The following is a 14,927-nucleotide window of genomic DNA, read 5'->3' on the forward strand; positions in this document are numbered from 1 at the left end:
CGACCCGCGCCGGGCGGGAAGCGGTCAGTCCCGGTAGCCCCACTGCCGCAGCGACTCGGCCAGGGCCCGCTCGACGGCCGCGAGCTGCTCAGGGCCCAGTTCGTCGTGGTACGCCGCCCGGCGCCCGGCGGGGAACTCGTACCGCCCGAAGCCCCGCTCGAACGCCGGCGTCCAGTCCAGCCCGAGGAAGTCGAGCATCCGGGCCACCTCGGCGCGGGGGTCGGCGAGCAGGTCCTCGTAGCGGACGTCCAGCCACTGGCCCGGCGGGTGCGCGGCCCGGGCGTCGGCGAACGCCGCCATCAGCATCTTCCAGCCGAGCGCGGCGAGCACCGGGAAGGACCGGGCGGCCTCCTCCCACTCCCGGCGCAGGTCGGCCGGCAGCGGCCCGAGGTACCAGTTGTCGGGGCCGCGCCAGCCGTCCCACCAGCCCATCTGGAGCCAGGAGTTGGTGACGGCCCGGCCGTCGCGGACCACGTTGACCACCCGCAGCCCGGGGTAGGCCGCCCGGAGGAACCCGGTGCGCGGCCAGCCGGTGACGTGGTGCACCAGCAGCCGGGAGCGCTGCCGCCCGATCCGGGCGTCGAAGAAGGCGCGCAGCCGCCGTGCCACGTGCGGGGTGAGGTCGTCGGCGGTCAGGTCCCGGCACGGGCGGGAGAACCCGGCCAGCACGTGCCGGTCCAGCAGGTGGTACGCCTCCGACGGGGCGACCCGCAGCCGGCCGCGTTCCAGCAGCCGGCGGCTGTGCCGCAGCGACGTCATGCCGGCCGGGCGCGGCGCCGACCGCCGGTACAGCGGCCCGTTGAACCGGCCGGTGAGGTTGAGCCGGGACAGCTTGTCGTCGACGCCGGAGACGAACCCCACGTCGGGATGCCGGGACAGCAGCTCCTGCACGAGGGTCGAGCCGCACCGCCCGGTGCCCACCACCACGGCCAACATGCCTTCAGTCCTCCTCGGGGGTGGCCGCCGCCGGGCCGCCCCGACGCCACGGGTAGCCGAAGCGGCGCAGCCCCGGCGCGGTCAGCGCGGTCACCACGGCGTACGACCACCGGGACAGCCCGCGCCGCCACTCGACGTCGGCGGTGATCGGCACCGGGCCGGTGCGGTGCCGCGACGGGTTGCCGGCCACCGAGTGGGTGGGCGCCAGCCGCACCGTCGCGGGACCGGTGAACGGGCCGGCTTCGGCACCGGTGGACGGGCCGGCGCCGGCGAACGCGACGATCCGGCCCAGCGTCGCCTCCGGGTCGGCGGTCAGGTCCTCGTAGCGCACCCGCAGGTAGCGGCCCGGTTCGCCGGCCCACAGCCGGGCCGTCAGCGTGTTCCAGACCAGCCACAGCAGGGCCGCCTTCCACACCGGCGGCCGGCTCATCAGCCGCTGGTCGGCCTCGCCGTCGAGGCCCCGGCGACGCCGCCAGGAGAAGGCCGTGGCCCTCGGGTCGCGGACCAGGTGCAGCACCCGCAGCTCGACGCCGGGCAGTGCGCCGACCAGGGCCCCGTACGGCGGCAGCTTCGACGAGTCGACCACCACCCGTGCCCCGGCGTGCCGGGCGACGGCGGCGTACAGGCCGGCCAGCGCCGCGTCGTCGGGGTGCGCGGGCACGGCACGCCGGCCGCGCCGGTGGCGGCGCAGCAGCGCGGGCACGCCGCGCAGGCGCAGCCGGCCGCGCAGCCGGCCGGCGATCCCGCCGGCCCGGTCGACCGGCACGTCCCGGCGCACCGCACGCCACAGCGGACAGTCCCGGAACGGCAGGCCGCAGCCGCAGGGCCGGTTCTCCACCTCGCCGCGCTGCCACAGGTAGCGCAGCTCGCCGGCCGCGAAGAACCCGGCGTACTGGCCGAGGACGGTGGTGACCAGCGTGCTGCCGCTGCGTCCGCTGCCGGCCAGGTAGAGCACCCGCACCGGGCGGGTCACGCAGGCTCTCGCAGCGCCAGCGCCGCCGTCGCGTAGACCTCGCGCAGCCGGGCCAGGTGTGCCTGCGGCGAGAAGTCCCGTTCCACCCGGGCGCGCCCGGCCAGCCCCATCCCGTACGCCCGGGTTGGGTCGGCGAGGACACGGCCCAGCGCGGCGGCCAGCGCGGCGGGGTCGTCGGCGGCGACCACCTCGCCGTCCACGCCGGGGGTGACCAGCTCGGGCAGCCCGCCGAGGTCGGTGGCGACCACGGGCACGCCGCAGGCGAACGCCTCCAGCACGGCCATCGGCTGGTTCTCGTTCCATCGCGACGGCACGGCCGCCACCGCCGCGGACCGGACCAGCTCGTGCAGCCGGGCCTTGTCCAGCCGGCCGTGGAACCGGACCCGGCCCGGCGCGCGCCGCCGCGCCAGCTCGGTCAGCCCGGCGCGGGCCGGGCCGTCGCCGGCCACGTCGAGCGACACCTCGGGCGGCAGCAGGGCCAGCGCCTCGACCAGCACGTCGACGCCCTTCTCCGCCGACAGCCGGCCGGCGAAGACCACCGACCCGCCCGGGGCCGGCTTCACCCGCGTCGCGGCGACGTCGACGAAGTGGGGCACCACGTGCATCCGGTCCGGGAAGACGCCCGCGCGGCGCATCACCCGCGCCAGGAATTGGCTGGGGCTGACGAACGCCTGCACCGGCCCGTACGCCCGGGTGCAGCGGTGCAGCCAGGACTCCACGGCCAGCAGGCCGCTGGCCGGCAGCGAGCCGTCCTTGCACCGGCGCCGGGCCGCCCGCAGCGGGCCGCCGGTGACGCAGGCGTCACACACCGCGCCCCGGTCCAGCATCTGGTAGCTGGGGCAGGCCAGCTTGTAGTCGTGCAGCGTCATCACGCAGGGCACCCGGGCGGCCCGCGCCGCGGCCAGCACCGACGGTGAGAGCTGGTGGTAGATGTTGTGCAGGTGGACCACGTCGGGCCGGAAGTCGTCGATCACCCGGGACAGGCCGCGCCGGCTGGCCGGGGACCAGATCATCCGGGCCGCCGCCGTCGCGCGCGGGCCGATCCCCGACGGCGCCGGGTCGAGCTCCACCAGCGGCGGGAAGTGCCGCGCGTACGGCAGCGGGGCGTCGTTGTCGGGGTGCGTCATGCCGTAGTACGCGACCTCGTCGCCCGCGCCCCGTTGCAGCGCGGCGACGTCGAGGAGGTAGCCCTCGGCGCCGCCGCGACGGTAGAGGAACTTGTTGACGTGGAGGACACGCATCGGCCTGCTCCAGGGGTGGCCTGCTGAGTGGCCGCTCAGGGGTGGGGGCAAGGGCGGGCACCGGGCAGCAGCGGTGGCCAGGGCCCCACGGTATGCAAATCGGGCGGACGAGTCCAGATCATGATCCCCAACTGACCACACGGCCGATCCGGCGCTGGCCGCACGGCCACGTGGCCGGCCACGATGATCTGCCGGTAGCGTGTCCCCCGCCCCGACCCGTCAGGCCCGAGGAGGACCCGGTGGCCCACCAGGACGAACCCTCGACGTGGGCGTACACCGCCCGGCGGGTGGTGCGGCACCTGCGCTGGGCGCGCACCGAGGGGGTGCGGCGGCTCGTCGAGGAGGACCGGCTCGACCCCGTCCAGCGGGCCCGCACCGCGCTGGCGAAGTGGCGCTGGCGGCGGGCCCACCCGCAGCCGCCCGGCCGGGCGCTGCCGGTGTACCTGGTCGGCCTGCAACGCTCCGGCACCAACATGCTGGCCCGGGGGCTGGACGCGGCGCCGTCGTTCGAGGTGCGCAACGAGAACGACCGGCAGGTGTTCCACCGCTTCCGGCTGCGCTCCGACGCGGTGCTCGCCGACGTCGTGCGGCGCAGCCGGCACCGGTACGTGCTGGTCAAGCCGCTGTGCGACACGCACCGGGTGGACGAGCTGCTCGGCCTGGCGGGCCTGCGTCCCGGCCGGGTGCTGTGGGCGTACCGGGACGTCGACGACCGGGCCCGCTCCGAGGTGGCGAAGTTCGGCGACGCCAACCTGCGGGCGCTGCGGGCGATCGCCGACGGCACGATCGGCGACCGGTGGCAGGGGCAGCGCCTGGACGGGCCGACCCGCGAGCTGATCGCCGGCTTCGACTACGACCGGATGACCCCGCACACCGCCGCCGCCCTGTTCTGGTACGTGCGCAACTCGCTGTTCTTCACCCTCGGCCTGGCCGACCGCGACGACACGCTGCTCTGCTCGTACGACGCGCTGGTGGCCGACCCGGCCGCGTACACGCGGCGGCTGTGCGCGTTCCTCGACCTGCCGTACGACCCGGCGCTGCACGCCCACATCGGAGCGCGCGCCCCGCGCCGGCCCCGGCTGGAGCTCGACGGCCGGGTGCGGGCGCTGTGCGCCGAGCTGGCCGGGCGGCTGGACGCGCGGGCCGGATCGGACCGGGCGGTGGGCCGTGGCTGACCCGGACACCCGGCCGACCGCCGACGGCCCGCAGGTCCCGCCGGCCGGCGAGGCCCCGCACGTCCCGCCGGCCGCCGACGGCCCGCAGCCGGACCGGGCGGCCCCGGGCACCGGGCCCCGGGGGCCGATCTTCCTGGTCGGCTGCCAGCGGTCCGGGACGACGATGCTGCGCCTGGTGCTCGACTCGCACTCCCGGGTGTCCTGCGGCCCGGAGACCCGGTTCCTGGCCGACATGCAACGCATCGTCGGCCGGGACTGGGAGCGGCTGGCCCGCTTCGGGTTCCCCCGGGAGTACTGGCTGGGCCGCATCGCCGACTTCTTCGGCGGCATCCACGGCGACTACGCCCGGTCCCGGGGCAAGACCCGCTGGGCGGACAAGACGCCCCTGTACGCGCTGTCGATCGGTTTCCTCGCCGAGGTGTTCCCGGACGCGCAGTTCGTGCACGTCATCCGGGACGGCCGGGACGTGGTCGTCTCCCACCGCAAGCGGTTCGGCTACTGGTCGGCGGTCAAGTGCGTGGTCAAGTGGCCCCGCTACATCCGCGTCGCCCGCGCCGCCGGCCGCCGGCTGCCCGCCGACCGGTACCACGAACTGCGCTACGAGGACACCGTCGGCGACCCGGAGAAGGCCATGCGGGCGCTGTTCGAGTTCCTCGGCGAACCCTGGGAGGCCGGAGTGCTCGACTACGGCGGCAAGCAGCACGACGTGGCGGGCAAGTACACCGCCGAGGCGGACCGCCGGCGGGCCGCCGCGCGCACCGACGCGGCCATCTACGGCTCGCGGGTCGGCACGTACCGGCGGGAGCTGGACCCGTTCCTGCGGGTGCTGGTCCGCGTCTTCTCCGGCGCGACGCTGCGCGAGCTGGGGTACCGGTGACGCGCCGCCCGGGGCGGCGCGCCCCGCTGCTGGCCGGCGCGCTGGCGCTCGCCCTGGCCGCCGGGGCGGCCTGCTCGGACGCCCCCTCCCCCACGCCCCGGCCGACGCCGACGCCATCGGCGGCGGCGACCGGGCCGACGGCCGGGCCGGGACCGTCGGCGGCGCCGGGGGTGCGGAACCCGTTCGGCGCGCACTGGGACTGGTCGCGCCACGAGTCGTTCGTGCCGTACCTGAAGCAGCTCTCCGGCTCGGCGACCTACCACGAGCTGAGCTGGTGCGACATCGAGAAGAACCAGGGCAGCCCGGACTTCTCGGCGGTGGACCGGATCGCCCGCGAGAGCCGCGACCTCGGCATCACCCTGCACCTGAAGATCCGCACCGGGGTCTGCTGGGCCACCGGCGGCACCGCCCGGCACATTCGCGGTCAGGCGAACAAGACCGAGTCGGCGATGCCCCGGGACCTGGCCGTCTACCAGGGGTTCGTCCGGGACGTGGTGCGCCGCTACGCGCCCTACGGGGTGCGGGAGTACGCGATCGAGAACGAGGTCAACGCGCCGCAGTACTGGGCCGGCAGCCCGGCGGACTACCGGCGGCTGGTCACCTCCGCCGCCGAGGCGGTCCGGTCGGCCGACCCGCAGGCGAGGGTGGTCGACTCCGGGATCAGCAGCGTGGCGTACGGGATGGGCATCGCCGACCGGCTGGTGCGCGCCGGCCGGCCGGACGAGGCCGTCGCCGCGTACCGGGCGTACTTCCCGCGCCGGGTCGGCACCCGGGGCCGGCAGATCCCGGCCGTGGACCGTCCGGAGCAGCTCCGGGCCGCCCTGGCCACCGAGCAGAACGCCCGCAACCTGGCCTTCCTCGCCGTCACCGAGGAACTGCTCGACGAGCGGGTCGTCGACGTGCGGCAGTTGCACTTCTACGAACACTTCGCCGGGGTGCCGGCGCTGCTGGACTACCTGCGGGAGCAGACCCCGGCCGGGGTGCCGGTCCAGGCGTGGGAGGTCGGCCAGTTCTGGCGCGACGGCGACGGTGACGCCGCCAGCCGGGCCGACGAGATGGTCAAGGCGGTCGTCCAGCTCGTGGCCGGCGGAGTCGAGCAGGTGCTCTGGCTGCCGCTGGCGTACAACCCGGGCAACCGGCAGGGCAGCGAGGTCCGCTACGGCCTGCTCGACCCCGACGGCACCGTACGGCCGGCCGGGGTGAAGCTGGCCGGGCTGGCGCTGGCGGCCCAGGACGCGACGGCGGAGCCGGTGACCGCGAAGGGGCTGACCGGGGTGGCGTTCCGGCGCGGTGAGCTGACCGTGCTGGTGCTCTGGTCGGGCTCCGGCCGGACCGTGTCGCTGCCGGCCGCGCCGGGCCTGGACAGCAGCCCGGTCGGCGCGGAGCCGCGACGGGTGGCCGGGACGGTCACCATCGGGGCGGAGCCGGTGCTGATCCGGTCCACCGGGGACCCCGCCGCGATCCTCGGCCCCGCCCGCTGACCAGCCCTTGCGGCCCGGCCCGCTGACCGGCGGGCACGGCACGGCGGGCCGGCGTCACCAGGTGCGCGGCCAGCCGAGCAGCTCGGCGAGGCGGGCGTTGTGCGGGGCGAACCGGGCCGTCAGGTCGGCCCGCAGCTCGTCGGTGAGCTGGGTGGGCCCCCGCTCGGCCCGCCGGGTGTGCCGGGCGAAGGCGTCCGGCGTGAACGGCGCCAGCCCGAGGAAGCGCAGGATGCCGGCGTACGTCGCCGCCGGGTCGGCGTACAGGTCCTCGCTGCGCACCACGTGTAGCCGTTCCCGGGGCACGTGGGCGAACCACCGGTCGAGCTGCTCGGCGTAGCGGCCCCGGGCGGCGTACGAGTGGTCGCGCAGGGCCCGGTGGGCCGCCGGGGTGTCCGGCCCCCGGCGCAGCGCCGCCGCCAGCCGTCCCGGCTCGGCGGCGAGCGCGTCGGCGAAGGCCAGCGGCTCCCGGCCGAGCGAGCGGGTGTGCAGGTAGTGCGAGTAGGCCCGCTCGACGGGGTCGCGCAGCAGTGCCACGAACCGGGCCTCGGGCAGCAGCGCGGCCACCCGCGCCGGCACCTCGGGGTGGAACAGGTAGTAGGGGCTGGCCTCGAAGCTCTGCCGGCCGGGGGCGGCCGGCGGGAAGTGGGCCCGGTACCAGCGCTGTCCGCGTCCGGCGTGCAGGCTGAAGAACTGCAACTCCTTGCCGGTGGCGGCCCGCACCTCGGGATGCGCGGCGAGATAGTGGTGCAGCGACGTGGTGCCGCAGCGCTGCCCGCCGATGACGAGGAAGTCGGGCAGCGCGCCGACCGGGCCGGGCCGGGCAGCGCGGGCCCAGGCCCGCGTGCCGCGTACCGCCCGGCGCAGCCGGTCCACCGCGACCCGGCGGGACCCGGCGCTCACCGGGCCACCACGGTGCCGGCGGTCGGCGTGCCGCCGGTGGGCGTGCCGGGCGGGGGTGGCTTCGGGACGCCACGGCCGCGCCGGCGCACCAGGGCCCGCAGCACCATCAGGTCCTCCCGGCCGAGCCCCAGCGCCAGCACGACCGCCAGGTAGACCGTCACGATCGTCAGCAGGCCGACGCCGAGCCGCCACGGCCAGCCCGGCAGCAGCCAGCGCACCAGCAGCCCGGCGAGCAGCGCCGCCGCGCCGGCGGCGATCCCCTTGACCATGCCCACGGTGAACGGCAGCGCGCCCACCAACGCGCGGACCTGGAGCACCCGGGCGACGTTGACCACGATCAGCGACACGCTCCACGCGAGCGCCGCGCCGACGATGCCGTACGCCGGGATGAGCCAGAGGTTGAGCAGCATGTTGAGCACCAGGGCGGCCACGTTGTCGGCCATGTTGACCGCCACCCGGCCGGACATGTTCAGCACCGTGCCGCACGGGCCGGTCGCCGCGTTGACGAGTTGACCGAGGGCCAGGACCACGGTCACCGCCGCGCCGGCGGCGACCTCGCCGCCGAAGACCCGCAGCAGGTCGCCGGGCAGGACCAGCAACGCGACGAAGGCGGGCATGGACAACCGGACCACCCAGCCGGTGGCCACCGCGTACACCCGGCGGACGTCGGCCAGCTCCCCCCGGTGGTGCAGGTGCGCGATGTACGGGCCGAACGCGGCGTTGATCGGCGCGAGCACGAAGATCGCGACGGTGACCAGGCGGGTGGCCACGTTGTAGACGCCGATCTCCGGGTTGGCGAAGAAGCCGAGCAGCAGGGTGTCGACCCAGATCAGCCCGGTCGAGGACAGCGAGGACACCCAGCTCACGGTGGAGAAGCCGAAGAGCTGGCGGGGGCGGTACACCGGGCGGGCCGAGGGCACCCGCCGGACGAGGCGGCCCAACGCGACGAGGGCGAGCAGCGCGGCGGACCAGCCGGCGCCGACCAGCGCCCAGTAGGCCCCGGTCAGGCCCGCGCCGGTGGCCAGGGCGAGCGCGGTCAGCAGCAGCCGGGTGCCCGGCTCGTAGAGCTGGCCGATGAAGGTGAACGGGCGCTGGGTCCGCCAGCCCCGGGTCGCCGCGAGGGCGGCCTCGCAGATCGTCGAGGCGGGCAGGGTCAGCGCCACCAGCCGCAGGCCGGTGACCAGTCCGGGGTCGTGCAACCGGGCGGCCAGCCAGGGGGCCCCGAGCGCCAGCGCGACGGCGAGGACGACCGACGAGGCGGCGGAGATGGCCAACCCCAGCCGGACGGTGCCGCGTAGCGCCGGCGCGTCGGAGTCCGCCAGGTGCACCGCCACGAACCGGGTCAGCCCGGCCCGGAAGCCGGAGAGCGAGAGCAGCCCGGCCAGGGACAGCACGGCGTAGCACTGGGCGTACCGGCCGACCTCGCGGATGCCCAGCACCCGGGCCAGCAGCAGCATGATCAGGAAGACCGCGGCCTGGCTGAGCAGGGCGCCGACCAGGTTGAGGCCGCCGCCCCGGGCCATTCCCCGGACGTGCCGGTCGCCCTGCGGCTCCGGCTCGCCCCGCGGGGCGGGACCGGGCTGCGGGGCTGGCGCACCCTGCGGCTCCGGCTCGCCCTGCGGGGCGGGACCGGGCGCCGGGCGCCGGGCGCCGGCTGGGGGAACCCGCACCGTCCGCCGGTCCGGTTCGGCCGCCACGCCGCCCGCCTACCGGTGCCGCAGCTCGGGCTCGGAACTGACGTCCCGGGGCGCGGGCGTGCCGGCCCGCCCGGTCGCGCCGCCCGGGCCGACGGCGTCCGCCCGTCCGTTCACCGCGTCCGGTCCCGTCCCCTCGGCCCGGTGCGCCGGCGCGGCCTGGCCGGTCGGCGCGGCGCGGCGCGTGGTCGTGGCCCGGCCGGTCGTCGCCGCGCGGCTGCGGGTGACCTGCTCCAGGACGGCCACCAGCAGCACGGCCAGCAGCAGGCCGGCACCGGCCACCGGCAGCACGAGACCGGCCAGCGCCCGGCCCCGGGAGACCGGCTCGACCTCGCCGAGGCTGGTCACCTGGGCGGGGTCGGCGGCCTGGGCCTGGGCCCGGGCCTGCTGGAGGGCCTGGCGGGCGGAGGACAACGCGGTGCTGGCGCCGTCGCGCTGCGCGAGCAGCGCCTGGTAGTCGGGCAGCTTCGGGCCGAGCCCGTCCAGCCGCTTCTGCCCGGCGGAGATCGCCTCGGCCGCGGCGTCGGCGCCCCGGCCGTTGCCGACGGCCTGCATCTGCAACTGCTGCTGCCGCATGCTGGCGATCTCCTGCAGGGTCGCCTGGTAGAGCTTGTCCGGCTGGCTGACCTTGTTCGTCTTCTCCCAGTCGTTGATCGCCCGGGTGGCGGCGGTCAGCTCGTCGGTGGCCGCCCGCACCTCGCCGGTGGCGATGTTGACCTGGCTGGTGAACAGGAAGGACAGGGCGCGCTGCCCGGTCGCCGTGAGCACCGGGACCACCGTGGACCGGCTGGTCGCCGTGTAGGTCAGGGTGAGCTGGCTGCTCGCCCCGACCTGCTCGACCTTCAGCCCGTCGCGCAGGTCGCCCGCCGCGACGCCGGTGTCCGCCGACACCTGGCCGACCACCTGCGGGGAGGTCACGGCCGCGGCGAAGGCCGCCGCGAACTGGTTGGCCGCCTGCGTGCCGGTGTACTGCTGGGCCGCGGCGCCGCCGACCAGCGCCGGCGCCGCCACGTACGAGGTGGCCGTGTAGCGCTGGGGGCCGAGCAGGACGACCAGCGCGGCCACCGCCGTGGCGACCAACGGGACACCGACCAGGACCCAGAGTCGACGCCGCGCGACCCGCAGATAGTCGACGATCTCCACCCTTGCGCTCCCCACTGTCCGGTAGCTCATCCGATGTCCCGCCCGAGCGCCGTCGGCGCGTCGGGCGCCACGGCCCGGTCCGCGCCCCGGGCGATCGCGTTGGCCGCGGCGGCGAACGCCGCGAAGTACCACAGCGTGACCACGTTCGAGATCACGTTGGAGGCCGCGCTGACCGCCACGAAGGCGACCGCGCAGCCGAGGAAACCTACCGCGATCCCCCGGCCCAGCGTGCCCGGCGGGGCCCGCCGCAGCGCCGCCCACCCGGCGTGCAGGCAGAGGACCATCATCGCCAGGTAGGCGAGCAGGCCGAGCAGACCGGTCTCGACGTACGCGCGCAGGAAGTCGTTGTGCGGCTTCTTCGCCTCGTCGGCCTCGAACTTGGTCATGTTGGGCCCGATCCCGGTGACCGGGTTCCGGTTGGCCAGGGCGACGATCTCCGACCAGTAGTCGACCCGCCAGGCGAGGGTGTTGCCGGTCGGGCCGCCGCCGACGGCGGTGCTGTCGGCGAGCTGCCCGAAGCGCTGGGCGACCGTCGGTAGCAAAGCCCCGCCCGCCACCGCGACCAGGCACAGCGCCACCAGCAGGCGCCGGCTGCGGTGCAGTACCGCGACGACGACCAGGCCCAGGGCCGCGCCGAGGATGGCGCTACGGGTGTTGGTGAGCAGCAGGAACAGCAGCGACCCCGCGAGCAGCACGCCGAGGGCGACCCGCAGCCGGCGGCCCAGGTACCGGTGGACGCCGAAGCCGAAGATCACCATGAACATCAGGTACCGGCCGAACGTGGTCGACTGGCTGAACGGCCCGCTGATCCGGGTGAAGTCGCCCTTGACCTCGGCCGGCGGGTCGCCGAGCAGGGACAGCACGGCGGTGTAGCCGAGCGCCAGCGCCAGGGAGGCGTAGGCCGCGAGCAGGAACCGCCGGATCGCCGGCAGGTCCGGCATCAACTGCTCCAGGACGACGAACATCACCACCACGGTGCCGATGCGCAGCGCCTCCAGCGCGCTGGGCACGGGCTGCGCCGCGCCCAGCGCGCTGACCAGCGAGGTCGCGCCGACCAGCAGCAGCGCCACGCCGAGCGGGGAGCCGCGCAGCCGGCCCCTCTCGCGCAGTTGCGCGGCCAGCCACAGGCCGGCGGCCAGCAGGAACAGCACGGCCAGGATCGTCGACGGGTCCAGCGTCCGGGTGGCGGCGCCGGCGTCGGCCCGGCCGGCGCTCGGGCCGCTGAGCTTGAACAGGTCGACGCAGGAGCGGACGGCCAGCATCAGCAGCACGTACGCCGCGAAGCGGGTCAGCGCGAGCGCCCCGACCACCAGCCCGGCGACCACCGCGAGGGGCAGCACCACGCCGACCCGGTCGCCGCGGGTCATCGCCAGGCCGGCGACGACCGCCACCACGGCGCAGAGCAGCGCCGCGCCACCGGTCAACAGGCGCCCGGTCGGGTCGCCGGCCGGCCGACGCCGGGCTCCGTCGGGTAGGCCGGCGTCACGCACCGTGCCGTGTCGCTGTCCGTCCACTCGCTCGCCGACCACTCGTTTCCAGGGTGCCGTTGCCGGTCACAGCCGAGGGACCGGGAGAACGGCCTAATCTAACGGTTGCCGCCGCACCGGGGACATGGGCCGTTGCGGCGGCCGTGGACGACGCAACGTCCGGCCCTCCGCGGCGACACGGCCCATGATCGTCGCACGGGACGTGACGGCGTCGTGATCGACCACTGTGTGGCACGGGCCGGCGACCGGCCGCCGCGCGCCGCGTTCCCGGCCCGGCACCGGGTGGCCGCGACGAGGATTGACGGGACGTCCCGCAACCCTCTATAACGTGGGAAAGCTGGTCACGCACGTCGATGGACTCGGGTCCGCCCGCCGCCCCGACCCCCGCGAGCTGCGTGACCGGCATCCCTACGGCGGCGCCCGGTTCCCCCTCCCGTCCACCACGGGTCGACCGGGGCGCCCAGCCCTACACCGAAGGCGGCAGCGTGCGATACACCGACGGCCCGAGCGTAGCGTGTGAGCTCTACGTCGAGGCGGCTCCGCCGCAGGTCTGGGAGCTCGTGACCGACATCCACCTGCCGGCTCGGCTGAGCCCCGAGCTGCAACGGGTGGAGTGGCTCGACGGCGCGGACGGCCCCCGGCTCGGGGCGAGCTTCGTCGGCTACAACCGCCACCGGCAGATCGGTGAGTGGCGCACCGTCTGCCAGGTCGTGGAGCTGGAGGAGCAGCGCCGGTTCGGGTGGACCGTCCTGGACGTGGACGGCAGGTTCGCCGGCCCCGACGGCAACTGCACCGAGCCGGCGGCGGCCTGGTGCTTCGAACTCGCGCCCGAGACGACCGGCACCCGGTTGCGGCAGACGGCCCGGATCGGCCCCGGCCGTTCCGGGATCAGCCTGTTCATCGACCAGATGCCCGAGCGCGAGGAGGATCTGGTCGCCTTCCGGCTCGACGAGCTGCGCACCAACATGACCGCGGCGCTGCGCAGCATCCGGGGGCTCGCGGAGGGCGACCGCTAGGGTCCTGAGTCGACACGCCGCCCGTCCGGACCAGACCCGCGGACGACGGCCCCGCCACGTACGGCTGGCGAACTCGCGGCGCAGGACGCCGGCGGGCGGGTCGCCTCGGTCACAACGACATCCAGCAGTAGAGGCGCTGTCCACTTCCGCACGCCCGGCGGGCCGCGCCCCTCAGGCCGCCGCTGCGGCGACGCAGAACTCGTTGCCCTCCGGGTCGGCCAGCACCACGTGGTGGCCGTCGAACTCCGCCAGGACGCTCCCGCCCGCCTCGACCAGGCGCTCGGACTCCGCCCTGATCCGCGCCCACCGCTCGTCGGGGCCGCCGTGCCCCGGCACCCGAACGTCGATGTGGAGCCGGTTCTTCGCCGTCCGGGGCTCGGGGACGCGGAGGATCGACAGGCGGGGACCGATGCCGTCGGGGTCGCAGAGCCAGGCGCCGTCGTCGGCGGAGTCGTCCTCCGGCAGGTCGAACTGCGCGAGCCACTGCGCGCGGGTCGCGAAGGGGGCGGGCGGTGGCTCGTCGACGTAGCCCAGTGCCGTCTTCCAGAACGCGGCGAGGAGTTGCGCGTCTGCGCAGTCGAGCGTCAGATCGATCCTGGCTGCCATGGCAGGACCGTAGCGCGCACCTACGACAGTCGGGCCCGTCAGCCCCGGCGGGGGCCGGGGTGGCGGCGCAGGCGGGGCGACCGGACGGCCAGCTCGAAGTACAGCCGCTCCAGGTCGCGGGCCGCCGCGTCCCAGTTGTACTCGGCGAGCACCCGGTCGCGCAGCAGCGCGGCGCCGGCCCGCTCCGCCGGCACGTCGGCGGTCACGGTGGCCAACGCCCGTAACAGGTCGTCGCCGTCGCCGTCGCGGAACAACCGCCGGCCGGGGGCGTCGCGTTCCAGCACCTCGACGTGCGGTTCGATGTCGCTGGCCACCACCGGCAGCCCGTACGAGGCGGCCTCCAGCAGCGTCAGCGGCAGCCCCTCCAGCCGGGAGGGCTGGACGAAGGCCGCCGCGTGCGAGTACAGCTCGGCGAGCTGCTCGCCGTAGACGAAGCCGGTGAACACGATGCGCGGGTCGTCGCCGGCCTCGCGGCGGAGCCGGGCGACGAACTCGTCGGTGAAGGCGGAGCCGCCGACGACGACCAGCCGCAGGTCGGTGGGCAGCCGCCGGAACGCCCGGACGAGCAGGTCCGCGGCCTTCTCCGGCACGAGCCGGCCGACCAGCAGCAGGTACCCCCCGGGGCGCAGGCCGAGGCTGTCGAGCTGCCGGGGCGGCAGGTGCCGTGGGGCGGCCACCCCGTTGGGGATGTACCGGGCGGGCCGCCCGAACCTGGTCGCGTAGTGCGTCGACAGGCCGCGCGACACGGTCACCCTGGCGTCCGGGACGTACCCGCTGAGCCGGTACGCGGCGCCGAGCACGGCGCGCGCCGCCCGGCCCCACTTGTCCCGCTGGTTGTCCAGGCCGTGCACGGTGAGCACCACCTTCGACCGGGAGGCGTAGCGGGCCAGCGGGGCGGTCAGGATCGGGCCGAGCCCGTGGTAGTGCACGATGTCGGGCCGTTCGGCCAGGGCCGCCAGGGTCGAGGTGGTCGAGTGCACGATCGCGTCGAGGTGCTTGCTGGCGACGGTGCGGGCCCGGCGCAGCCGGATGCCCCGGTGCTGCTCGACGGACACGTCGCCGTAGCTGTCCCGACAGTAGACGGTCACCTCGTGGCCGAACGCGGCGAGCCGGCTGGCCATCTCCTCCACGTGCCGCTCGATCCCCCCGTAGGTGGCGGGCACGCCCTTCTGCCCGATCATCGCCACCCGCAGGGGGCGCCACCCCGGCGGCCGGGTCGTGCCCGACTCCGACCGGTCGGGGCGGGAGTGGTCGGTCGCCTCTACGGCGTCCTCACGAAATGGCACTGTCCCCCCTAGGTTCGCTGCGCCCGAGGTGGCGAACAGGCACCAGACGCACGGGACGCTAGATCATCGGCGGACCGTCGGACAGGGGCCGGACAGCCAACCCGAGCAGCAC

The 14,927-nt window shown here is 75.8% G+C and carries 13 protein-coding genes; 4 read left to right on the forward strand and 9 right to left on the reverse strand.

Features of this window, described 5'->3' with window-relative positions:
• Window positions 1–24 precede the first annotated feature (24 nt).
• From C5N14_RS08135 to C5N14_RS08145, 3 genes are read right to left on the reverse strand one after another with little or no spacing between them, the layout of a single operon-like run.
• Window positions 25–936 carry a sulfotransferase gene (locus C5N14_RS08135; RefSeq protein ID WP_117667127.1) on the reverse strand — a complete coding sequence of 304 codons (912 nt, stop codon included), beginning with the start codon at window positions 934–936 and terminating at the stop codon, window positions 25–27.
• Between the two features lie 4 nt (window positions 937–940).
• Window positions 941–1,909, reverse strand: a complete 969-nt coding sequence (locus C5N14_RS08140; RefSeq protein WP_117667129.1) for a sulfotransferase — start codon at window positions 1,907–1,909, stop codon at window positions 941–943.
• Complete coding sequence (locus tag C5N14_RS08145; RefSeq protein WP_117667131.1) at window positions 1,906–3,150, reverse strand: glycosyltransferase; 1,245 nt, start codon at window positions 3,148–3,150, stop codon at window positions 1,906–1,908. The genes C5N14_RS08140 and C5N14_RS08145 overlap by 4 nt, the downstream gene beginning before the upstream one ends.
• 239 nt (window positions 3,151–3,389) lie before the next feature.
• Between C5N14_RS08145 and C5N14_RS08150 the strand changes: the two genes are divergently transcribed.
• From C5N14_RS08150 to C5N14_RS08160, 3 genes are read left to right on the forward strand one after another with little or no spacing between them, the layout of a single operon-like run.
• Complete coding sequence (locus tag C5N14_RS08150; protein ID WP_117667133.1) at window positions 3,390–4,325, forward strand: hypothetical protein; 936 nt, start codon at window positions 3,390–3,392, stop codon at window positions 4,323–4,325.
• The gene (locus tag C5N14_RS08155; protein WP_117667135.1) at window positions 4,318–5,202 is read left to right on the forward strand and encodes a sulfotransferase; all 885 of its coding nucleotides are present in this window, start codon (window positions 4,318–4,320) and stop codon (window positions 5,200–5,202) included. Before C5N14_RS08150 ends, C5N14_RS08155 begins: the two co-directional genes overlap by 8 nt.
• Window positions 5,199–6,683 carry a hypothetical protein gene (locus C5N14_RS08160; protein ID WP_117667137.1) on the forward strand — a complete coding sequence of 495 codons (1,485 nt, stop codon included), beginning with the start codon at window positions 5,199–5,201 and terminating at the stop codon, window positions 6,681–6,683. The genes C5N14_RS08155 and C5N14_RS08160 overlap by 4 nt, the downstream gene beginning before the upstream one ends.
• Window positions 6,684–6,737: 54 nt before the next feature.
• On the opposite strand, the gene C5N14_RS08165 is transcribed toward C5N14_RS08160, so the two are convergent.
• From C5N14_RS08165 to C5N14_RS08180, 4 genes are read right to left on the reverse strand one after another with little or no spacing between them, the layout of a single operon-like run.
• Window positions 6,738–7,583: a sulfotransferase gene (locus C5N14_RS08165; protein WP_165878051.1), complete on the reverse strand. Its 846-nt coding sequence runs from the start codon at window positions 7,581–7,583 to the stop codon at window positions 6,738–6,740.
• Window positions 7,580–9,280: an oligosaccharide flippase family protein gene (locus C5N14_RS08170; protein WP_117667141.1), complete on the reverse strand. Its 1,701-nt coding sequence runs from the start codon at window positions 9,278–9,280 to the stop codon at window positions 7,580–7,582. The genes C5N14_RS08165 and C5N14_RS08170 overlap by 4 nt, the downstream gene beginning before the upstream one ends.
• Window positions 9,281–9,289: 9 nt before the next feature.
• On the reverse strand, window positions 9,290–10,420 hold the full coding sequence (locus C5N14_RS08175; protein ID WP_165878052.1) for a Wzz/FepE/Etk N-terminal domain-containing protein: 1,131 nt from the start codon (window positions 10,418–10,420) through the stop codon (window positions 9,290–9,292).
• Between the two features lie 26 nt (window positions 10,421–10,446).
• Entirely contained in the window at window positions 10,447–11,949 is a 1,503-nt protein-coding gene (locus C5N14_RS08180; protein WP_128763537.1) for an O-antigen ligase, read from the reverse strand.
• A gap of 443 nt (window positions 11,950–12,392) precedes the next feature.
• Between C5N14_RS08180 and C5N14_RS08185 the strand changes: the two genes are divergently transcribed.
• Window positions 12,393–12,923 carry an SRPBCC family protein gene (locus C5N14_RS08185; RefSeq protein WP_117667147.1) on the forward strand — a complete coding sequence of 177 codons (531 nt, stop codon included), beginning with the start codon at window positions 12,393–12,395 and terminating at the stop codon, window positions 12,921–12,923.
• A gap of 171 nt (window positions 12,924–13,094) precedes the next feature.
• Here the strand turns inward: C5N14_RS08185 and C5N14_RS08190 are convergent, their stop codons facing one another.
• Window positions 13,095–13,529 (reverse strand): VOC family protein, encoded by a 435-nt coding sequence (locus C5N14_RS08190; RefSeq protein WP_117667149.1) that lies wholly within the window; start codon window positions 13,527–13,529, stop codon window positions 13,095–13,097.
• Between the two features lie 38 nt (window positions 13,530–13,567).
• The gene (locus C5N14_RS08195; protein WP_128763538.1) at window positions 13,568–14,815 is read right to left on the reverse strand and encodes a glycosyltransferase family 4 protein; all 1,248 of its coding nucleotides are present in this window, start codon (window positions 14,813–14,815) and stop codon (window positions 13,568–13,570) included.
• Window positions 14,816–14,927: the final 112 nt, after the last annotated feature.

This window comes from Micromonospora sp. MW-13 (genome assembly GCF_003434305.1).
Lineage (GTDB): Bacteria > Actinomycetota > Actinomycetes > Mycobacteriales > Micromonosporaceae > Micromonospora.

What these genes read in the sequence shown, in the direction of transcription:
- C5N14_RS08135 (WP_117667127.1), bottom strand. Translation starts at nt 936, where the DNA reads ATGTTGGCCGTGGTGGTGGGCACCGGGCGGTGCGGCTCGACCCTCGTG.
- C5N14_RS08145 (WP_117667131.1), bottom strand. Translation starts at nt 3,150, where the DNA reads ATGCGTGTCCTCCACGTCAACAAGTTCCTCTACCGTCGCGGCGGCGCC.
- C5N14_RS08190 (WP_117667149.1), bottom strand. Translation starts at nt 13,529, where the DNA reads ATGGCAGCCAGGATCGATCTGACGCTCGACTGCGCAGACGCGCAACTC.